Here is a 22,334-nt window from a genome sequence, read left to right as displayed (position 1 = left end):
AGGTAGGCATTGTTTCTCGCCTTACCTAAACTACCCCAACCTCAGCGCTAACCCACTGTGCCTTAACGTCTTATGACGAATACCTTTACCAACGACTTTGCCATCTGCGACTAAGGTAAAACGCGATTTAGCCCTCGTAATACCAGTATAAATCAGCTCTTTGGTCAACAACGGACTAAAATCAGCCGGCAAAATCATAAAGGTATGGGCAAACTCACTGCCCTGAGATTTATGGATGGTCATTGCATAGGCCGTTTCGTGCTCTGGCATTCGGCTTGGCAGTACTGACTTGATACTTCCATCAGACAGTTCAAAGAACACTTTAAGCCTTGGTGTATCAGCACTAAAGTCCCATAAACAAATACCAATATCACCGTTATAAAGCCCAAGACCATGGTCGTTTTTTGTCACCATTAGTGGTCGGCCAACATACCAAAGTTCCTCACCGCGGGGGATCAATCCGCGCTGTTTCAAGCGAGATTCGGTGCGCTGGTTTAGTCCTGTCACCCCAAAATCACCATCACGAACCGCGCAGAGCAATCTGGCTTTTGCAAAGGCATCCAAAACCGAACGAGCCAATGATTGCTGCCAATTCACTAACGCCTCGTGGCTCTCTAATGACTCACTCGCGGGCGAAGCATTTCTCGCATCCATCAAGTAAGGCTGGTAGGCGCGCACCAAACGATCGATGAGCTTTTGATAACTATCTCCGCTTAGCGCCATCCACTCAATATCATCGAACCCTTTTTGCCAGACTTGCTCAAAGCCTCTGCTGCTCGCAGCATTCACCTGCTTAGCAAGTTGTCCAATGCCAGAGCGCGCATCGAAGCGATAGCTTTTTTGCAGCACACATAAGCTATCTGCCAATGGCGAAACCGACGTTTTTTCCACCTCGCCACGCTGACAGTCAAACTGAGTAAGGGCACGGATACGCTCATTCTGTTTTGCACTGTAGCCATGCGATGAAAAATCACAAATATCAGACAGCACGGCCCCAGCCTCTACTGACGCGAGCTGATCTTTGTCACCTAGCAAGATCAGCCGCGCATGAGCAGGCAGAGCATCCAGCAGTCGATGCATCATCGGCAGATCGACCATGGAGGCTTCATCGAGTACCAACACATCTAAATGCAGTGGATTGGATTGATTGTGTCTAAATTCAACTCGCCCAGGGATAGCACCTAATAAGCGATGCAGCGTACTTGATTCGGTCGGAATACTCGCCTTGAGATTAGGGTCTAAAGCCAATAAGTCAACGGCCTTACCAATGGACTCCGTCAATCGCGCGGCTGCCTTACCCGTTGGCGCCACCAGCTTAATCGTCGGTGACTCTCCCTGTTGATTCTCCTGATTGACCATAGCGGCAAGCAATTTGGTGACTGTAGTGGTTTTACCCGTTCCAGGCCCACCAGAAATCACCGCAAAGCGCCTAGTCAGAGCCACGGCCGCTGCCACTTTCTGCCAGTTGAGGCAAGCCGTTAGAGGTATCACGTTGTCTAGAGGCTGTAAGTCGGATGCGGAGCGCGCATCACTTAAAGTACTTTCTACTCGCTCCCAATCTATTGCTTGCTCATCTATCACATCGAGAAAGTCACACACGATCTGCTGGCGTGAGACCTGATTACTCGACCCTTTCGATTGATTGGCTAGCGCAGAATAAAGGTAGTGATACTCGCGCGCGAATAGCTGATCAAGCATGGTCGCCGCAGATTGAATCTGCGAAGCTGAAAGCTCAATAGGGGTGGCCATGGCGAGCAAACGCTCGGCAATGGTCTGTTCGTAGGCAAAATAGCGCTGCAAATAAAGACGATGATGCTGCCAAACTAAAGGCGTCACTGTCGCCAATTGTGCATTCTCTGCCTCAAGCAGGCTAATGGTTGATGCCTTATCAATGACTGCTGACCAATCAACCTTGGCAACTTTATCCTCTAGAGGGGCTGCCGCCGCGCCGTAGAGACCTATCAAATCCGGTGAAGGCATCAACGCCTGCTCAGTGAGGTCACTGTCTAAATTGACACATATGTGGCCCTGACCTAATTGAGCGCTCACCAATGCTGCCAACCACATGACTTCATCAGGGTATTGGGTCTCTATCGAGGCAACAAACTTTGCAAATTGATAATCGAGTGGTCTTAGGCACTTCTTCGCAACTAAACCCTCAATCCACTGTGCGAACGTTCGGCTAGTCGTCATCAAAATCCAAGCCCCATTTGTTGATTTTCTCCATCGGTAGTAGCATCAGTTTCATTACTCTCTGCGCATTCAATACCTTGATTGTGAGAGGGTTGTGCTCCGAAAAACAAACCATCTAACGCCTCAATCATGGCTTTTGTTGGGCGAGCACTGAATATCCCCGAATCTGAATTAGGCTCGATACCTCGCAAGAATAGATAATAAACCCCGCCAACATGCGTGTCGTAGTCATAATTTGGAATACGTGTTTTCAAAAAGCGATGCAGAGCTAAAGCGTAAATTTGATACTGTAAGTCGTAGCGATGATCGACCATGGCATGCTCAAGCTGTGAGCGTTGATAACAGCTCACATCATCGCCCAGATAGTTCGACTTCCAATCGAGTACAAAGTACTTACCTTGATGCTCAAACACCAAATCGATAAAGCCTTTAAGCATGCCTTTTACGGTGTAGAAGCCAAGCTCATGAGCTCTTGCTGACAGGCTATCATGCCTTTGGATGACTCGGTTGAGGGATGGCGCATCCAAAACATCAATGGGCAGCAAAAACTCCATCTCAACCAAACGCTTATCAATGCCCTTATCTCTTAAAAACAGTGCATCACCATCCAAGGCCGTGTTCATCACTTGATCCACCAGCTCAATCAGTACAGGCAGCCACTCAGGGTCATACTGTTCTTTTTCAAGTAGCTCAGCCATGATTTGCGAGTTGCCTTCAGAGCCAGCAGGTTCAGTAAACTCAATCTCTTCAAACACCGTGTGGAGGAAGGTACCGGGCCTCGCTCCCTTCGGGAAATGGAAGATGGTTTTCTCTGGCTCTAGCAGTGGGTCAAGCTGCTCATCATCGGAAGAGTCAATATCCAAGCCCGACTCTTCTATAAAGACTTCATCGCTACTGCCGTGACTGCTCTGCTTCACTAGGGCCGAGTAACTGGTGAGACGCCAATCGCGGTCAATGTCTTGCGTTTGCTCTTTCGCGCTTAGCTCTGAAAGCTCAGCTTGAGGCGCTTGATAGCGTGAGTCATCAGGCTCTGGCGGCGCTGTCACCGCAATATCACCGGAATGGTTCGCCAGCTCAGCAAGCATGGCGCCTAGCTCACTGACACCGAGCTCTTGACCATTTTGAACCAGATAACCCAGCGCACTGTGATGAACGCCGGTTGGCTCTTTGGTTGAACGTCCATTTCTAAGCGGTGCGATACCGATAAAGCAAGCGTAAACGGCGCGGGTAAGGGCCACATAGATGAGTCGTAGGTCTTCCGCTAAGCGCTCTTTGTCTGCCTGAGCCAGTGCCTCTTTTGACTTTCTTAGATCGAGAATGGATTGCTTAGCCTGCTCATCATAGTACTTCGCCTCCATCGCCTCACGATAACTGACAGCAAACGGCAAATAGACGAGGTCGTATTCCAACCCTTTAGATTTATGTATGGTGATGATTTGAACGAGATTTCGCTCTGACTCGAGGCGCTGAATGTGGTCATCGCCCCCACCAAGCCCTTGCTTGGCATCTTCAATGGATTGAGCGAACCAACGCAGCAAGGCTGTATCACTCTCTACATCTTGTCGCGCCGCTTGCAGCAGCTCACCGAGGTGCAAATAGTCGGTCAGTAGGCGCTCGCCCCCCACCGTGGACAATAATCGATTCGACATCTCACGCTTAAACAGCACTGAGCGCAGCATCGGCAATACGCCCCTCAATTGCCACAGCTGTCGGTAATCGCGAAATTCGCCAACAACCTGCTCCCACAGGTTTTCATCATTGTTGAGGCCGTCTAGCTCATTTGCGGGCAAAGCAAATAGCTCAGATGCTAATGCCCCTTTTAACAGGCGCTCATCGTCTTGATACCATATCGCCTGCATTAAGCGCAGCATATCTTCAGCAACTGAGCTGCTAAACACACTATCGCGATTGGATAAATAGACGCTGGCAATGCCTCGCTCCGCCAGAGCTTGTTTGATAAGTTGCCCTTCGCTACCAGTTCTTACCAGCACGGCAATATCACCCGCCTCGACTGGATGCTGCTTATCGCCATCCGCCAACACCACATCGCTGGTTTGCGATTCGGTAAGCACCATTTTGATGTGTTGCGCTGTTGCAGCAGCCATGTGCTGCTGGTAGTCACCTTTTGGTAGTGGCGCTTCCGCTTCTTGGAGCCAAAACTGCAGTGCTGGCTGCGCTTCGCCACTTTTTTGCCATTGGCGACCACCCGCTTTCGGGCTCGCATTCACAGGATAAAATGGGATATCGCTGTCATAAAGGAACGGCGAATCCGCGCGATCAAAAAGCGTATTAACGCTATTAACCATACGCTCACTGGAGCGCCAGTTGGTCCCTAAAGTGTAGTGATCAACCACCTGATTTCTGGCTTGAATATAGGTGAAAATATCCGCCCCACGGAAGCCATAAATCGCCTGCTTTGGGTCACCGATCATAAACCAACCACACTCTGGATGGCTTAAGTAGACTGAGCTAAAAATCTGATACTGAAGCGGGTCGGTATCTTGAAACTCATCAATCATCGCAACTGGAAATTGAGTGCGAATTTTCTCAGCTAGCATGTCACCAGACTCCAGATCCAGCGCGGCTGAAAGCTGAGTCAGTAGGTCATCAAACGACAGCCATTGCTTCTGCTCTTTCGCCAGCGCAAGACGCGTTCGGCACTGATGGATCGCCATTGCCAACAGAGGTGTTTTTAGCTCAGGAGGCGCTGCCAAGAACGCTTCTATCTCTGCAAAAACGCTCATCGAAGGCGCTTCACCTTTTTGGTGTCTTTTCAATCAGTACCGATTGAGAAAACTTCTCTAATGCACTTGGCAAACCATAATCGAGAGTCTCTTGCTGAGCCCAATGAGTAATACCTTCAACCCAACTAGGAAGCGATTTTTTGGTGTAGCTGCGTTTATTCACATCGGATTGCGAGATACAAGGCACGACATCATCGGATACCGCCAACCAGTTCGCTTTTAACGTCTTGATTCGGTCTAGATTGGCTTGGTGCAAAGCGGCAATATCGACGCTACCCTCAACGCCCTGCATGGTAATCGCAGGACCAGTTAAGTAACGGCTAATATCACTAAGCAGTGCACTCGGTGTCGCCCACAGTTTGCGAACCTCTGATGCCATCTCTAGGTTCAATGGATAAAACTGACTTCGCCAAAAATCGGCAGCCACTTGAGCTTTTAGCCGGCTTTCGTCTGTCACAAACTCATTATTGAATCGAGCACCGGACTCAAAGGCGTTTTGTGTCAACATTCGCTGACAAAAGCCGTGAATCGTATACACCGCGGCTTCATCCATTTGCCTCTCGGCTTGAAGCAAGGTCTCAGTGGCGTATCTGTGGTCAGTCACCTCTTGCAGCAGCGGCTGGATGACAGGATCACTGCTTTCTCCACGGGCAAAGGCAATACGTGCTTGATGTATGCGTGCACGAATGCGATCACGAAGTTCAGCAGTCGCCGCCTCAGTAAAGGTCACCACGAGAATCTGATCGACCGTGAGTGGCTGACGATGCTGACTGCCATCATTACCGTGACCAAGTAGCAGCCTCAAGTAAAGACCCGCTATGGTGAAGGTTTTGCCTGTTCCCGCTGATGCTTCAATCAAACGAGCACCATGCAAAGGAAAGGTCATGGTGTCTAGGGCTGTTGGCTTTTTATTCTCTGGCTGCATGTTCAAACTCAACTGTGTGATCCAACGCTTAAAATCCAATTCAAAACAAATAGATATAATTAATTAGTATGTAAGTTGCGATCTTATTCACGGATTTAATCACCCGCTACGCCTACTATTCTTCGCAGAAATACGGGTCCCTCTGACCCTCATCGGCCGCCCAGCACTCTCCCTACACACTATTATAAAGACTGGCGGCCACTCCCTCTTTGTCAGGTACTCTGCGAGTAATATTCTTCAGCACTCACACTCTTTGTTCTCGGCGCCTCTAACACCAAATGGGCCAACTGCTTGGCATCGTTCGCTAGCGCATCGCTCCACTCACTCCATACGCGAGAAATGTACGCATTTTCCCCTTCACCTGTCTGCATGTAGCCCCCTACAAAACGCGCCTGCATCTTGCTGAGCATTTTGTCATCGCTAGGGCTCCATTGACCGCGACTGTAGTTGGCTTCGATACCTGCTAATGCGGTTTCTGGGAAATAGCTCAACGGGCTATCTAAACCATCAACAAACAGGCTGACTAACTGTGTTAAGTAGTTCATCGCTTCATCTGCGGACATAACAGGGTAGATGCGGTGCACCACGCCCTCTTTTTTGTCGTATGCCAGCATGTGGGTACGCGTCTGGTGACCGGATACCGAGACCAGCAGATGATCGATCCAGGCTGCCAGGTAGTCACTGGCGCGCAATCTTCCGCTTCGATAGCGCACCAGTCCGCTCTGATAGCAGTTGGTCACCCAACCTTGTAGGGTCACTGACACTTTTTTCAAAGGAATTGAGATATCGATTTCGATACCGTCGAGTTCATTGGCTGTTAACGGAACTATCGCCTCAGCAAGATCTTGGGTCTGAGCCACGTTGGAGGCAAACTCAAGCTCTCCGAACTGGTTCACAGGTAGGTAGCCCTGTGCTTTCTGCTGCGCTTTGAATTGAGCCAGCTTGTTCGCTTGATCTTCCGGCTCAATCAAGACATCCAGCAGCGATTTGCGTAAGCCAAAGCTCTCTAGTCCATTTAATGCAAACGGCTCTTCATCTTCGATACCCAGTAAGCTTTCATCAAAATTGACCTGTAGGCGTCGGTTGAACAGATACTGCACGGGCAAACGCCAAAAACGCTGCAACTCAGAGAGATCGAGTTCGATTCTCTCACCTTCAACCCGATCAATAGGATCTAGATGGAATGGCACACTGGTTTGTTGTGCAGCGACTTGTGTGGTTTGCCATGCCGAAGGCAGCCACTCCGCTGCGTAGCTTTGAATACCGTACGTAGAATCAAAGTGTGCAGCACTAAAGGGCACCATAGGGTATTCATGACAAAGTGACTTAGTGAGTTTTGCTCCTGATGTATCCACATCAAGCGCCTCATCACCCACCAAACAATAGTTTTGCTCGCAGTATTCTAATAACTCTGAGACCAAAACAGAGGGAACACGTTCGGTATTGTCTTGAATTGAGCGTCCTACATAGCTGATATATAGGGTTTGCTGAGCGGACAACATCGCCTCTAAAAAGAGGTATCGGTCGTCATCGCGTCTAGAACGGTCACCTGGCTTGGTGCGTCCCGTCATTAAGTCAAAACTCTCTGGCGGTACACTTCTCGGATAAACGCCATCATTCATACCTAACAGGCATACCGTGTTAAACGGAATCGAGCGCATTGGCATGAGTGTGCAGAAGTTTACCTGCCCCGCCAAGAATCGTTGACTGACTCGAGAGCCCGAGAGCTTATCTAGAAAATACTGGCGAATAATCCTCGGCGATAGCGGCTCATCATAGCGGGCGTCTGCAAGCTGCTCACTGAGCCCAGACAGGGTATCGCGAATCGACTTCACGACGACCTCGCCTTCAATATCGACGGCAAAAAAGTCATCCACCAGCTGATTAATGTGTTGCTGCCAGCTTGATATCGACATAGTTTGAGTGAGTGCGCTGCGATAGTGTGCCAACTTGTCAATGAACTGCGCCAGTTTGCCTGCGGTTTCCGCCTGCATGCCTTGAGTCTGCTCATAAGGTGAAATACCTTCACCGCCCACCATTAAGAGTCCTGCTTGCTCGCTGATTGCATAGCCAGCTAGCATGCGTGAGATACCAAACATCCACGAGTTTTGCCCAAATTCTGGCAGGTCAAACTCACTGGCAGTATGAGCATCGATCCCCCAACGGATTTGAGCCTCTTCGACCCACGCGCGCAAGGTTGAAAATTCATGCTCATTAATATCGAAACGAGCCATAATGGCCGGCACTTCAAGCAGTTCCAACACTTCACTGCTGGTGCAGCGCAGCTCTGGCAACTGCAAAAGTTGATTGAACGCATTCAGCAACGGACTTTCTTTATCCGCCGTACGGTCAGAGATCGAAAACGGAATATAACGCTCACCGGATGCATTACCAAATACCGCCTGGATAGCCGGACTGTAGGCGTTAATATCCGCCACCATCACAATAATGTCGCGCGGTTTTAGCTCAGGATTACGGTCAAACATCGCGAGCAGATTATCGTGGAGCACCTCCACTTCACGCATTGGGCTGTGGCAGACATGCACAGAGAGCGAGTTGTCCGATGCTTCGATGCAGGGTTTATGCTCAGAAGACAACAGCAAGGTGTCATCTTGATGCTCGTCGAGGTTAAGAATATCCGCTTGAATATTTTGCAGTAGAGTATTGCGCTCAACTTCTACAAACGCTTCTATCTCATTCGATTCAAGCTGAGACAATAGATATAAATTATCGCGACCTAACTTACCCATCGATGCCAGCAAACTATTGCCGACCTCAGACAGGTGCAACTCATCGTCAACGTTCGCCTCGATGTCACCTTTGAGCTGCTGCGCAAACGCCCAATCCCCCTCTTGCCAGTCTTGGCTAGAGGCAAAGCTATCGAGGTCGCTCAGTTGCTTGCGTTTCGCCGCGGCTAATCGAGCAAGGTATTTTCGGTCGCGAACTTCTCCCCAATAGAAACGACAAGGGTTAGTAAACATTAGGTGAACATCGATGTGTTCCCCTAGCGCTTTTAACGCATCAAGGTAACGGGGTGGCAGCGAGGAGATGCCGAACACAAAAAGTCGTTTGGGCAACTGGCTTAAACCATGCGTCTTGACGTCTTTATTGCTTTCTAGCTCATCAATGAAATGTTCATAAAGGTTGGCGCGATGATAAGGCGATTGCTCGAGTGCCACGGTATGGTCATAAAGGGCTTGCCACAGTTTGGGTTGCCAAGGCTGCTCGCCCTCTAGCTCAACAACACTTTGTCCTGCTTCCCAAGTCGCAATCCACTCTGGGCGATACACCAGATAACCATCATAAATATCGGCGATTTTTTCAGCAAGCTGATAGCGTTTGGAGGCGTCACTATCATCACTGAGATATTGGGCTAGCGGTGCGAAATCTGGGTCATCGAGATGCTTTGGCAATAGATGCATGATCTTCCACGTCATCGCCTCTTTATTAAAGGCGCTGCGCTTCGGCACATCATCGAGCACTTGAACAAACCTATCCCAAATAAAAGTCGCGGGTAATGGGAAGTCAATGTTGGCAGCAATACCAAACTCTTGTGCCAGCGCCATTTTAAGCCACTGAGACATGCCTGGGCTTTGTACCAGAATCTGTTCTTTCTCAAATGGGTTTTGAAGTGGGTCCAACTTGATGAGCTGAACCAATAAAGACTTGAGCACATCTATTTGATTTGAGTGGTAAACGGTGAACACCTGACGTCGCGCCTTTCGCTAATTGCCTTACCACAAGATTAACACAGTCCCTGTGAATTCATGTCCATTTAGACGCCTTATTTACTACTTTACGCTGGGTTACTTACCCCTTTGGGTAAATAAGCGCCAAGGTAGCGAAGCGCAACATAACTGACCACGACAGTCGCGATACCAAGTTCGATGTTCGCAATGGTTCTCACCTGGTTAATCATCTCTGCAGCTGCTCCTTGTGTCCCCATCCACGCCGCCAATTTGTATTGCGCCGTTGCACTAATAACCGTAGGGAATGTGAATGCGGCATAGCCTGGGCTAAATGGCAGGCGAAGCAGTTTTACAAACGCTAAATAGATAATCATGGTCATCAACACACCAATACCAAATAATAGTGCAATGATCACTGGTGAAGGCTCTGCAGCCACCGTTAAATAGCCTGCAAGAGAAAGACTTGCTGGCGCTGCCATGATAGCAATCGTTGGTTTCGCTGCATCCGGGATCTCATGAGTGAAAATCAAACGATAAATCATCGTTGGAAGCATCACAGCGTAGGTTGCCAAGCCAAAATAAAGAGTTGCATCGGCGACCCACTGAAGACTTGGGTTACCAGAAAAAGATACGTCCGCGACCACAAGACCCACTGGTGGGACAAACCAGCTTGGTACCATGTGGTGGAGCTCAAAGTTACGGACTCTGTGATAGACAAAGCTTGCTAAGAACACAATGTGCAGCCCCACAGCACCTAGCCAGATGCCATCACCTAGAAGTGGAAAGAATTGAACAACCGAATTAGAGACTACCATTGTTCCCATCGCAAAAGTTGGCGCCACGCTTCCTACAACTGGATGAGCAAGATCTTGGCGTAGCAAGTGATTGTGGAACAAATACTTGTACGCAAGGATACTTAACAGCACTGTCGCAATTGCAGCCCCCGTCCATTGAGCAATGTGGTGGAATGGCAATGCATTCTCCCAACACCATCCTAAACTTGCGATACCAAGAGCTAGACCTGCCATTGGAGTAGGCGCGCCCTTCACTTTGTTGTGTGCTCTTCTTACGGTAGCAATCATTTTAATCACCTCAAATAATCAGTTGCGCTAAGTGTAAACCCAGCTTATGTTTATATACATCTAATTATTCAAAGCGAACGTTAAGTTAAACTGAACATGAAGCCGCATATCTCCTTAAAGCAGCTCAAAGTCTTTGTGGCTGTCACTCAACACCAGACTCTCACCGCTGCCTCCGAGACCCTGTTTCTGTCGAAAGCAGCCGTCAGTATGTCCTTGAGTGAGCTAGAAAAACAGATAGGTCATGCCCTGTTTGACCGCGTTAACAACCGCTTGGTTATCAATCAAGAAGGGCAGAAACTTCTGCCTCTCGCCGACGAGCTTTTATGCCGCAGTCGCGATATTGAGTCGCTTTACAGTGATGAGCAAAGTCATCGAGGCATACTTCGCATCGGAGCCAGTGATACGGTTGGCAACCAAATGGCGCCCTTCCTTTTGAGTGACTTTCGCGAAGCTCATCATCACAAATCTCAGCAGCTGTTCATCTCAAATACGGCGTTGATTTGCCAAAAGCTTATCGATTATGAGTTGGATATTGGTCTAGTCGAGGGGAAAACGTTGCACCCAGAGCTAGATAGCCGCCCGTTCAGTGAAGATGAAATGTGCATCGTGACATCACCAAAGCACCCCCTTGCCCAGCAGCAACAAGTTACTTTGAGTGACCTTGAGAACAGTGATTGGATTCTGCGTGAGCCAGGTTCCGGTACTCGCGAATTTTTCCTACGTACCGTCGCGCCAAGGATCGAAGTCTGGCATGAAGCCTTCGAACTCAACACCACTGAAGCCATTATCAACAGCGTGTCCGCTAACCTAGGCTTAGCTTGCTTGTCGAAACTTGCGGCGCAAACCGCTATCGACGATGGAAGACTTCATGAGGTGCCTATTTCATTGGATATGAAGCGCCGTTTTTGGCTATTGGTTCACAAAGAAAAGTACCAGAGCCCACTCCTTAAACGTTTTATTGATTTCTGCCAAGGTTGGGACGACAACAACTCGGATAGGATTTAGGCAAACAGGTCTCACTTTTGCGCCCGCGACTGGACATTAGGATCTGGTATCTGTATAAACAGACAGTATTATACTTTTCAAAATTGAACTATCTAGAGGATTAACCATGGCTGTAATCGTCAAGTACGTGGTGGAACGCAACGGAGAAGAAAAGATGACTTTTACCTCTAAAGCAGAAGCTGACGCTTATGACAAAATGTTGGATATGGCGGATGAGCTGTTTTCTCTGCTAGGTGAAAGCAACCTTATCGAAGACGAAGAAAAACAAGAAGAGCTTTCTTTGTATCTTGCACAGCGTAAAGAAGAAGTGCTGTATGCACTAGGTGCGAAACGCAAACCGACACCCAAAAAGCCAAAAGTGGTTAAAGCTGTCGACGAGCCAAGCGACGAAGAAGACGCTGCTTAAGCACCTAAGATGATTATAAAAATAGCCAGTAAGCCGCAAGGTTTTTTACTGGCTATTTTGTTTTAAGCTCCTATGATTGAACTGTCTCGCTTGGCATAGCAACTCTAGGAATTTCAATTATATGAAAGAGCTGATTATTCATATTGTCACCGTGTTTATGGGCTTTTTTGCCATCATGAACCCTATCGCTAATACGCCTATTTTCTTGGGCCTTACCGGTGACGAAGATCGAGCCACCACCAAAGCAATCGCACTACGCTCAGTCTCGCTGGCATTCTTACTTATTACGATTTTTGCCGTCAGCGGGAAGCTTATCTTTGACCTGTTTGGTATCACCTTATACGCGTTGAGAATCACGGGCGGTATCCTAGTGTTCCTGATAGGCTTCAACATGTTGCAAGGCTCGAACAATCATGACTCCACTAAAAAAGCCGCCACTTCTGATGCTCAACAAAACGCCTCATTGAGTATTGCGGTCTCCCCACTGGCTATGCCAATTTTAGCTGGGCCAGGCACTATCGCCACCGCCATGAACTTCGCTACAACGGGCGGTATCTCAGAGGTGATTATCACCATTATCAGTTTCGGTGTGCTTTGTGCCATTACCTATTTCTTATTTATTTCAGGTGAGCGACTCGTGAAGGCACTCGGCCCTAGTGTGTTGTCTGTTATCACCAAAATGATGGGGCTCATTCTTGCTGTGATTGGCACACAGATGCTCATTGAGGGCATTCATGAGGCGATTTCTATCTTGGGAAAAGTGACATAATGCGTTTAATTGTTAGCGCATAGCGTCCACTCAATTTCTTAATAGGAAAAAACATCGCTAAAAAGACAAAGGGTATCGTTTTACAGACTTTTGTCGCTTTTGCCCTTTCATCTGCCGAAACCACTCTTTAAGATGATTACCAACAAATTACCTAAAGTCGCTGCCAATCGCGGCGGCTTTAAGACAAATCTATACATGGAGAAATAGAGTCATGGCAGCGTTCTCAATTGCTTTTGGTACTGCAACCAAAAACCGCGACGGTAAAATCATCGAAGCGTTCTTTCCAAACCCACGTCTAAACCCATCTGACGCCCTAATCGCAGCTGTTGCTGAGGTTTCAGGTTATGCGGAAGGCAACCAAGCTATCGAAATTACTCCAGCACAAAGTGCAGCTCTAGCGGGTGCATTCTCAGCAAACGGTGATGCAGAAAATGCAGCATTTGCTGAAAAAGCAGCAAGCTCTTCACAGCCACTGGTTCTTGTCGTTCTGGCGACTGATGAGAAACCACAATCTGTTGCCGAAGGCTTCCTTAAGCTGCAGCTTATCTCAAACCGCCTAGTTCAGCCTCATGGTACGGTACTGGATGGCATCTTTGGCCTACTGCACAACATCGCTTGGACTAGCCAAGGTCCAATCGACCTACCAGAACTGGCAGAGCGTCAAATCGAAGCACGTCTAGCAGGCGAAACGCTGACGGTCGATTGTGTCGATAAGTTCCCTAAAATGGTTGATTACGTGGTACCAACAGGCGTTCGTATTGCTGATACCTCTCGTGTACGTCTTGGTGCTCACGTTGGCGAAGGCACAACCGTTATGCATGAAGGCTTCATTAACTTCAACGCAGGTACAACGGGCGTAAGCATGGTTGAAGGTCGTATTTCTGCCGGTGTTGTTGTGGGTAATGGTTCTGACATCGGTGGTGGTGCTTCTATCATGGGTACGCTATCTGGCGGTGGTACAGTGGTTGTATCTATCGGTGAGAACTCACTACTAGGCGCGAACGCAGGTCTAGGCTTCCCTCTAGGTGACCGTTGTACGGTTGAATCTGGTCTGTATGTAACGGCTGGTTCAAAGGTACGTATGCTTGATGCATCTGGCGCTGAAGTTGAAATTGTTAAAGCCCGTGATCTTGCAGGTAAGCCAGATCTACTGTTCCGTCGTAACTCGGTAACAGGTCAGATTGAGTGCCTAACCAACAAGACAGCAGTAGAGCTAAACAGCGAACTACACAGCAACAACTAATCAGCTAGCTTGATTAAAACAAAAAAACCTCAGCCAATACCGCTGAGGTTTTTTGTTTTTCGCGTTCAGAAGATTAAATATCGAGATCTTTGTTGTCGATACTCACCTGCACCGGTCGATTAATCATCTTCACCAACATGATGGAACGAGCTTCACCATCCGCCTCTTGGAAGATAGCGTCGATGCCCGCGAACTGGCCACCCGTCACTCGAATTGCTTCACCTTGTTTAGGCAGCGCATCCGTTTCTGGTTCTTCTGGACGTGTCGCCAACTTCTCAAGCTCGTCGATTAAAGCCGGATCAACCTCTTGAGGGTGAGCACCAAAGCGAATGAAGTCCACAACACCACGAGTCGAGCGGACGGTAGTAAAAGAAGGCCCTTGTTCATAATCAAAGTGAACAAACACATAAGAAGGGAAAAGAGGCTCTTTTACCTTCTGTCTCTTTCCTCGAAGAATCTTCTCTATTTCCACTTCAGGGTAATAGCACTCTAAGCCTTGATTCTCGAGATGCATTTTCGCGCGGGCTTGTTCACCGCGCTTGCAATAAAGCAAATACCAACGTTTCATTTTAGCTATTCGAAAATTTTGTTTTTTGCATCCTACCACTAAACAGAACCGTATGCGCGACTAACCTATAGAGGTCTGCGACCTTACCGATGAAATTTCCTAATGGATGACGGTAAAATAAAAATGAAATATTAGTTTGCAGCACATCTTTTACGTACCCACCCTGAAAAATTTCCTTACATTTCATCCCGTTAAACATTTTATTCACAAAATCTATATTTTTACATCATTGCAGTAATTAATTTTGTCATGTATACCAGTTAGCACATTATATTCTTTGATAACTAAAATTAGTAAAACTTATGACAGCACAACGCAACATCTTAGGTCACCCTCGCGGCCTGTTTCTACTGTTCGGAACCGAACTGTGGGAGCGCTTCTCCTATTACGCCATGCGCGCAATTCTGGTTCTTTTCCTGACCGATACAACAATCAACGGTGGTATGGGCTGGTCGACTAAAGATGCTCTAGATCTCTATGGTATCTATACTGGACTAGTTTACATTACGCCACTTATTGGCGGTTACATTGCCGATAACTACTTGGGTCAGCGTAAGTCTATCATTATCGGTGGCGTCCTTATGGCCGCAGGTCAGTTTACCCTAGCTGCAGCGGCATCTGGTGAGCCAAGTGCACATCTGTTCTACGGTGGTCTGGCGCTACTAATTGCCGGTAACGGTATGTTTAAGCCAAACATCTCAACTATGGTTGGCGATCTTTACGAAGAAGGCGATAACCGTCGTGATGGCGCGTTCACTATTTTCTACATGGGCATCAACCTTGGTGCACTGCTAGCGGGTATCGTCGTAGGTTCTGCGACAGACTCATTTGGCTGGTCTGCAGGTTTCGTCGTTGCCGGCGTTGGTATGGTATTTAGCCTTATCATGCAGTTGACCATGGCAAACTCTTGGTTAGGTGAAATTGGTAACGTGCCAGCAGCTGCACGCGCAAAAGCACTGAATAAATCTGAGACCAAAGCCCCTCTTACTCGTGAAGAGATCGACCGCCTGAAGGTCATCCTTATCATGGGTCTGTTTGTTATCGTTTTCTGGGCTGGCTTTGAGCAAGCGGGTGGCCTGATGAACATCTATACCCAGCAGTATACCGACCGTATGATTGGTGACTTTGAAGTTCCTGCAGCTTGGTTCCAGTCACTGAACCCATTCTTCATCATTACCCTAGCACCTGTGCTAGCGGCTATTTGGGTGAAGCTTGGCAAACGTGAACCAAACTCGCCTGTGAAATTCGCGCTAGCGCTATTTTTCCTAGCAGCAGGTTTCCTATGCATGGTTGGTGCAGTACTAGAGCAAGGTGGCGATACCAGCGTTAAAACGTCAATGCTATGGCTTGTCGGTGCGTTTTTCTTCCATACGTTAGGTGAACTTTGTCTATCGCCAATTGGTCTATCTTTGGTGACTAAACTTGCCCCACTACGCTTAGCCTCTCTCATGATGGGTGCATGGTTTGGTTTCAATGCAATCGCAAACTATGTTGCAGGTCTAATTGGTTCTCACGTTGGTGAACTAGGTGCTATGGCTATCTTTGGTGGCATCGCAGTAACGGCTGTCATCTGTGGTGTTATCCTGCTGATGTTTGCGAACACGCTCGTTAAGTGGATGCACGGTGCTGAGCAAGGCGCGCCTAGTAACGCCGAGCAAGTAGAAGAGCAGCAAGCTCAGCTTGTCTAAGCTTTGATTGAGTTAAATGGAAAGGCCCGTCACTTAAGTGACGGGCCTTTTTGTATCGGTATAGATTGACTAGGCGCTTTGAATCAATTGAGCCATCATCGCGATATGCTCATCTGAATCGTTCAGACATGGGATATAACGATACTGCTCGCCCCCAGCTTCTAGAAACGTCTCTTTCGCTTCAATCGCTATCTCTTCCAGCGTTTCTAGGCAGTCCACTGAAAAGGCAGGGGTCATAACATCAATCGACTTGATACCCTGACTTGGCATGTGCTCTAAGGTTTTGTCGGTGTATGGCTTAAGCCACTCCTCACGACCAAAAATAGACTGGTAGCTCATTCCCATCTGTGACTCATCAAGCCCTAACTCTGCTCTTAGCAACTCTGTCGTGGCTTGGCAGTGCTGCGGATACACATCGCCGTTATCCGCGTAACGCTTTGGTATGCCATGGTAAGAGCATAACAGATAGTCTGCACGGCCATTTTTCTCCCAATGTGCTCGCACGTTGTCAGCAAGCGCTTTGATATACAAAGGGTGATCATGATAATCACGTATCAAAGTCATCGCTGGGATAGTAGAAATAGACTTGCATGCTTTGGCAATACCGTCGAACGCGGCAGCGGTAGTCGTACCTGAGTATTGCGGGTACAAAGGCAGCACCACGACTTTCTCAACACCTTGTTCGAGAAGTTGCTCAATACCGGCTTTAAGCGACGGGTTGCCATAACTCATACCAAGCGCAACCGGAAGTCCAAGCTCTTGCTCCAGCTTCGCAGCCTGACGCTTTGAGTAAACCATTAGCGGAGAGCCTTCATCCATCCACACGGACTGATAAGCTTTCGCTACCTTAGGCGAGCGAACTGGAAGAATGATGCCATGTAACACAGGACACCAAATCCAACGGGTCATATCAACGACACGATGGTCATGCAAAAACTCCTCTAGAAAGCGTTTCACGCCTTTCGCTGTCGGCTCGTCAGGAGTACCGAGATTGACCAGTAGCACACCTGTTTTTGACGATTCGCTCATAGACTTCCTTTGTTTTTCATATAATTGCTAAGCGGATTATATACCGATGCTCGCTTTCCTTGGATCAAAAAAAACGACCTATAAAGGTCGTTTTCTTTTAACAGATTCACAAAAGTGAATTAAGACAGTGCTTTTTCGATATCAGCACTTACGTCTGCAACTTGCTTAGTACCATCGAATTTTAGGTACTTAGTGTTGCCAGCTTCTGCTTCCTTACCGTAGTAAGCAATCAGAGGTGCAGTTTGGTCGTGGTATACGCCTAGACGTGCACGTACTGTCTCTTCTTTGTCGTCATCACGAACTACTAGGTCTTCACCAGTCACGTCATCTTTACCTTCCACTTTAGGTGGGTTGTAAACAACGTGGTAAGTACGACCAGAAGCTAGGTGAGCACGACGACCTGCCATACGCTCAACGATAACGTCATCAGCTACGTCGAACTCGATTACGTAATCAACTTCTACGCCCATCTCTTTTAGGCCATCAGCCTGAGGGATAGTGCGTGGGAAACCGTCTAGTAGGAAACCTTTCTCACAGTCGTCTTGAGCGATACGCTCTTTGATCAGACCAAGAATGATGTCGTCAGATACAAGTTGACCTGCATCGATAACTGCTTTCGCTTTCTTACCAAGCTCTGTGCCTGCTTTGATTGCTGCACGTAGCATGTCACCAGTAGAAATTTGTGGAATACCGTATTTTTCCATGATGAATTGAGCTTGTGTGCCTTTACCTGCACCTGGAGCACCTAAAAGAATGATGCGCATGACTTGTCCTCTTATATAAAAAAAGATTTATACCGAAGCCCACTACTTTTAATGCCATTAAGGCATGCTTGCTGCGATACGTTTCGGTATAAACGGTTTATTCAAAAATAGTTGAATCTTTAACTTGGCGCGCATTCTATCATAGAAATCGCTTGCTTGACGCCAAAAGTGTCTAAAGATGCTTCAATGCACTCTAAAGTTACCTAAAAGTGTGCGTTTACCCCTGAGAAAACAAGAGCTCGAAACATCGAGCTCTTGAATTAGACTAGGGTGTCAAAGTCCGCAAGGGAATTAGACTTTAGCCAAAAGCTTGTTGATCGCACCCAAGAATTGAGAAGGATCGGTCATCGAGCCACGCTCGGCGAGCATTGCTTGACCAAGAAGTACCTCAACCCAACGGCCAAAGGCTTGCTCGTCAGCTTCATCAGCCATGCGTTTAACCAGTTCGTGCTCTGGGTTAATCTCGAAGATGTACTTCACTTCTGGTACTTCCTGACCTGCCGCTTCCAGAAGCTTCGCCATTTGGGTACCCATTTCGAAGTCATCAGTCACAACAACCGCAGGGGTGTTTGCGAGTTTGAACGTGGTGCGAACTTCTTTAACGCGATCACCTAGGTAGGTTTGCGTGCGCTCGACCACTGACTTGAACTCTTCTTCCGTCTCTTTTTGCTTCTCTTTCTCTTCTTCGCCTTCAAACTTGCTCAGATCCAGCCCCGCTTTAGTGATTGACTGGAACTGCTTACCATCAAATTCTGTTAGGTAATTCATTAGCCATTCGTCGATGCGGTCATACATCAAGACAACTTCAATACCCTTGGCTTTGAACTGCTCTAGGTGTGGGCTGTTCTTCGCGGCTGCGTAGCTGTCTGCGGTTAGGTAGTAGATCTTATCTTGACCTTCTTTCATGCGCTCGACATAAGACGCCAATGAAATCGTCTGCTCTGAAGAATCAACTTCTGTCGAAGCAAAGCGCAGTAGCCCGGCCACCTTCTCTTTGTTCGACATATCCTCAGCAGGGCCTTCTTTCAACACAAGACCAAACTCTTTCCAGAACGATTGGTATTTCTCTTCGTCATTTTTCGCCATGCGCTCTAGCATAGTAAGTACACGCTTAGTACACGCGCCGCGAAGTGATTGCGTTACCTTGTTGTCTTGAAGGATTTCACGCGATACGTTTAGCGGAAGGTCATTTGAATCTATCAAGCCACGCACAAAACGCAGGTAAGAAGGCATAAACTGCTCAGCGTCATCCATGATGAATACGCGCTGAACATACAGTTTTAGACCACTCTTATGGTCGCGGTTCATCATATCCCACGGGGCTTTTGCTGGGATGTACAAAAGACTGGTGTAGTCGTTTTTGCCTTCTACACGGTTATGACTCCAAACCAGTGGATCGGCGAAATCGTGAGAAACATGCTTGTAGAACTCTTGATATTCTTCGTCTTTGATATCTGACTTGTTACGGGTCCAAAGGGCTTGAGCCTTGTTGATTTGCTCCCATTTACCTTGGTCCGTTTCTTTGCCTTCCTCGTCACGCTCAAGTGTCCAGATAGAAACCGGAATACCAATGTGATCAGAGTACTTGCTGATCACATCACGCAAGCGCCACTCAGATAAAAACTCTTTACCCTCTTCACGCATGTGAAGCACGATATCAGTACCACGCGTTTCCTTAGTGATGTCTTCAATGGTGTAATCACCCTCACCTGCAGAGTGCCACTGTACAGCTTGGTCAGAAGCCACACCTGCCGCTCGAGTGCGCACTGTCACGGCATCAGCGACGATAAACGCAGAGTAGAAACCAACACCAAATTGACCGATAAGTTGTGAATCTTTGCTCTGTTCTTCAGATAGTTTGGCAAAGAATTCTTTTGTACCAGACTTGGCAATGGTGCCAAGATGTTCAATCACGTCATCACGAGTCATACCGATACCATTATCTGATACCGTTAATGTGTTGTTCTTCTCGTCAAATGACAGCTTTACGCCTAGGTCAGCATCGCCTTGATAAAGCTCTGAGTTAGATAGGGCTTGAAAACGCAGTTTGTCAGCTGCGTCAGACGCGTTTGAAATCAACTCTCTTAGAAATATTTCTTTGTTTGAATACAGAGAGTGGATCATAAGGTGAAGCAGTTGTTTTACTTCAGACTGGAAGCCACGGGTTTCTTTGTTCTTAGTTTCAACGGTGCTCATGCTATCTCCATTTACACGTTTAATACCGAGTTTCGACATAAATTTGCACTCGGTATCGCTATGATTCATCGACTAAAGAAATGAGGCTGAACATTGTAAATTCAAGGTCAAAAAAAATAAAAATGCTGTTTTTTTGATTTGTTTTTATTATCCTACTGCCCCTGACTATAAAAAAATCCTAAAATCCTATAATTGGCTCTGCATCCATTCAGCGCCAAAATACCAGTTCCCGTCGCGTTGCGGCACTAAAAAGAAGAATGCAATGAGTAACATAGGCACTAAGTTTATACTCGGCCAGAAGTACATTTTTGACCCAAACAGCAATTCGTTGGTCGATCAAACTAATAACGATGAAGTAGTACGTCTCGGTAGTAATGAAAGTCGCATCCTACTTCTGCTTGCTGAAAGACCTAATGAAGTTGTCACTCGTAATGAACTGCATGAGTTTGTATGGCGTGATCAAGGCTTTGAGGTTGATGATTCAAGCTTGACGCAAGCTATCTCTACCTTGCGTAAAATGCTGAAAGACCCAACGAAATCACCCCAGTTTGTGAAAACGGTGCCGAAACGCGGTTATCAATTGATCTCAACGGTTGAACGCTCAGTACCGATGGCATCTTCAGAAGCCATCAACGAAGCGCCGGTTGCAGAACTACCTGCCGACAAGCTCGAAGCTGCAGCCACTGCGCCTGCAGCCGCTCAACCAGCTCCAGCACCTGTTGCCGCTCCTAAAGAAAAAACGCCTCCGGCCGTTTGGGCAATGGTTGTTGCGGCTATTTTGCTGCCGATTTTAGTGTTGATGGTCACCAATCCAGCTCAGTCTACGTTTAGAGAGCTAAGTGTTGTTGAAAACGTCAAAATCGTCACACCGGAAAGCCACCCTGATGTCTCCAGCTGGCAGCCAAAGATTGAACAGTGTGTCGCGAAATATGTAGAGACGCATACTGGTGACATGCTACCGGTTGAGGTTATTGTTACTGGTGACCAAAGCGATCAGATTGCACTTAACTTCGTGCACACCGTAGAGCACTCAGGCGAAAACAGCACAATGCGCATTTTCACTGAGCAATCTGACCTAGATAAAGTTTGCCAGTAAGGAGTATTGAATAATGAAAATGAAATACGCCGCTATTCTTCTTGCGCTATCTACGGCGCTTAGTGCCTGGCTTTATTGGGGCAGCGACCTCAAACTTGAGCAAGTTTTGACAGCGAAAGAGTGGCAATCGAACATGGTTGGCATTATCGCAGCGCGAGATTACCCGGATACAGACATTGGTCCTTTGAGCCGACTTGAAATGTCTGCCAACGTCAAGTATCTACCAGGTGGTGAATACATCCGTGAATCATCAATGCGTTTATTTGGTGATGACCCTGAAACCCACACTCTGATTAAAATTTCGGAGATGGGCACTTGGACCATTAGCGACAACTACTTGTTGATTTCGCCACGTGAGTTTAAAGACACAGCAACAGCACAATCTGACGAGTTCACTCATGAGCAGCTTGCGATGATCAAACAGTTTCTAAAAATGGAAGCTCAGCAAAGTCGTCGTATCGACATCGTAAACGAAAAAACGCTGCTACTAACCAGTTTGAATCAAGGCTCTTCTATCCTGTTTTCAAACTAATTGAACGCACTGTTTATTTAAAAGGGAGGCGAAAGCTTCCCTTTTTTGTCTGCCACCTACCCGCACAAGGATGACCATGATTAAAGCCAAGATAGACATCTACTACTGTCGCCAATGCAACTGGATGCTACGTGCAACCTGGATGACTCAAGAACTGCTGCACACCTTCAGCGAAGAGGTGGAAGTCATTAGCTTACACCCAGATACGGGGGGTCGATTTGAAATACATTGCAATGGTGTACTGATCTGGGAACGTAAGAAAGACGGAGGCTTCCCTGAAGCCAAGATATTAAAACAGCGCGTTCGCGATATTATCGCCCCCGATAGGGATTTAGGACATGTTGATAGTGTGAATAATAAAGCTCAATAAAGTCACAAAACTGCTAAATACAAAAAACCAGAGCC

Annotated in this window: 15 protein-coding genes and 1 pseudogene; 8 read left to right on the top strand and 8 right to left on the bottom strand. The window is 47.5% G+C overall.

The window, feature by feature from the left end; genetic code table 11:
* Positions 1–30 precede the first annotated feature (30 nt).
* The 4 genes and pseudogenes from recD to AC6I8U_RS03900 all read right to left on the bottom strand — a co-directional run bounded on the left by recD (position 31) and on the right by AC6I8U_RS03900 (position 10,633).
* A complete protein-coding gene (recD, locus tag AC6I8U_RS03915) occupies positions 31–2,193 on the bottom strand; it encodes an exodeoxyribonuclease V subunit alpha (protein WP_498017798.1) in 2,163 nt (720 codons plus the stop codon).
* A pseudogene (recB, locus tag AC6I8U_RS03910) lies at positions 2,193–5,862 on the bottom strand (exodeoxyribonuclease V subunit beta). The gene recD and the pseudogene recB overlap by 1 nt, the downstream one beginning before the upstream one ends.
* Positions 5,863–6,074: 212 nt before the next feature.
* Positions 6,075–9,569: an exodeoxyribonuclease V subunit gamma gene (gene recC / locus AC6I8U_RS03905; protein ID WP_498017797.1), complete on the bottom strand. Its 3,495-nt coding sequence runs from the start codon at positions 9,567–9,569 to the stop codon at positions 6,075–6,077.
* Positions 9,570–9,658: 89 nt separating this feature from the next.
* Positions 9,659–10,633 (bottom strand): TDT family transporter, encoded by a 975-nt coding sequence (locus AC6I8U_RS03900; protein ID WP_394150713.1) that lies wholly within the window; start codon positions 10,631–10,633, stop codon positions 9,659–9,661.
* Positions 10,634–10,729: 96 nt separating this feature from the next.
* Between AC6I8U_RS03900 and AC6I8U_RS03895 the strand changes: the two genes are divergently transcribed.
* The 4 genes from AC6I8U_RS03895 to dapD all read left to right on the top strand — a co-directional run bounded on the left by AC6I8U_RS03895 (position 10,730) and on the right by dapD (position 14,056).
* A complete protein-coding gene (locus AC6I8U_RS03895) occupies positions 10,730–11,638 on the top strand; it encodes a LysR family transcriptional regulator (RefSeq protein WP_498017796.1) in 909 nt (302 codons plus the stop codon).
* 106 nt (positions 11,639–11,744) lie between these two features.
* A complete protein-coding gene (locus tag AC6I8U_RS03890) occupies positions 11,745–12,044 on the top strand; it encodes a YebG family protein (protein WP_498017795.1) in 300 nt (99 codons plus the stop codon).
* A gap of 121 nt (positions 12,045–12,165) precedes the next feature.
* On the top strand, positions 12,166–12,813 hold the full coding sequence (locus AC6I8U_RS03885) for a MarC family protein (RefSeq protein WP_128650179.1): 648 nt from the start codon (positions 12,166–12,168) through the stop codon (positions 12,811–12,813).
* A gap of 211 nt (positions 12,814–13,024) precedes the next feature.
* Complete coding sequence (gene dapD / locus AC6I8U_RS03880) at positions 13,025–14,056, top strand: 2,3,4,5-tetrahydropyridine-2,6-dicarboxylate N-succinyltransferase (protein WP_234495354.1); 1,032 nt, start codon at positions 13,025–13,027, stop codon at positions 14,054–14,056.
* A gap of 73 nt (positions 14,057–14,129) precedes the next feature.
* Here dapD and rfaH read toward each other — a convergent pair whose 3' ends face one another.
* A complete protein-coding gene (gene rfaH, locus AC6I8U_RS03875; protein ID WP_498017794.1) occupies positions 14,130–14,624 on the bottom strand; it encodes a transcription/translation regulatory transformer protein RfaH in 495 nt (164 codons plus the stop codon).
* A gap of 302 nt (positions 14,625–14,926) precedes the next feature.
* Between rfaH and AC6I8U_RS03870 the strand changes: the two genes are divergently transcribed.
* Positions 14,927–16,312, top strand: a complete 1,386-nt coding sequence (locus AC6I8U_RS03870; protein WP_498017793.1) for a peptide MFS transporter — start codon at positions 14,927–14,929, stop codon at positions 16,310–16,312.
* A 69-nt stretch (positions 16,313–16,381) separates the two neighbouring features.
* Here AC6I8U_RS03870 and hemH read toward each other — a convergent pair whose 3' ends face one another.
* The 3 genes from hemH to htpG form a co-directional block, all read right to left on the bottom strand.
* Positions 16,382–17,341, bottom strand: coding sequence for a ferrochelatase (gene hemH / locus AC6I8U_RS03865; protein WP_498017792.1), 960 nt, complete (start codon positions 17,339–17,341; stop codon positions 16,382–16,384).
* Positions 17,342–17,460: 119 nt separating this feature from the next.
* Complete coding sequence (adk, locus tag AC6I8U_RS03860; protein WP_042477529.1) at positions 17,461–18,105, bottom strand: adenylate kinase; 645 nt, start codon at positions 18,103–18,105, stop codon at positions 17,461–17,463.
* 291 nt (positions 18,106–18,396) lie between these two features.
* A complete protein-coding gene (gene htpG, locus AC6I8U_RS03855) occupies positions 18,397–20,301 on the bottom strand; it encodes a molecular chaperone HtpG (protein ID WP_252012176.1) in 1,905 nt (634 codons plus the stop codon).
* A gap of 262 nt (positions 20,302–20,563) precedes the next feature.
* Between htpG and AC6I8U_RS03850 the strand changes: the two genes are divergently transcribed.
* The 3 genes from AC6I8U_RS03850 (at position 20,564) to AC6I8U_RS03840 (ending at position 22,299) form a co-directional block, all read left to right on the top strand.
* Positions 20,564–21,397 carry a winged helix-turn-helix domain-containing protein gene (locus AC6I8U_RS03850; RefSeq protein WP_498017791.1) on the top strand — a complete coding sequence of 278 codons (834 nt, stop codon included), beginning with the start codon at positions 20,564–20,566 and terminating at the stop codon, positions 21,395–21,397.
* A gap of 13 nt (positions 21,398–21,410) precedes the next feature.
* Entirely contained in the window at positions 21,411–21,929 is a 519-nt protein-coding gene (locus tag AC6I8U_RS03845; protein WP_128650183.1) for a regulatory protein ToxS, read from the top strand.
* A gap of 76 nt (positions 21,930–22,005) precedes the next feature.
* Positions 22,006–22,299: an Rdx family protein gene (locus AC6I8U_RS03840; RefSeq protein WP_498017790.1), complete on the top strand. Its 294-nt coding sequence runs from the start codon at positions 22,006–22,008 to the stop codon at positions 22,297–22,299.
* Positions 22,300–22,334: the final 35 nt, after the last annotated feature.

The sequence above is a fragment of the Vibrio sp. KUL80 genome, assembly GCF_059725495.1.
Note: the sequence above shows the minus strand (reverse complement) of the source record. Positions and strands in the feature narration are given on the sequence as shown.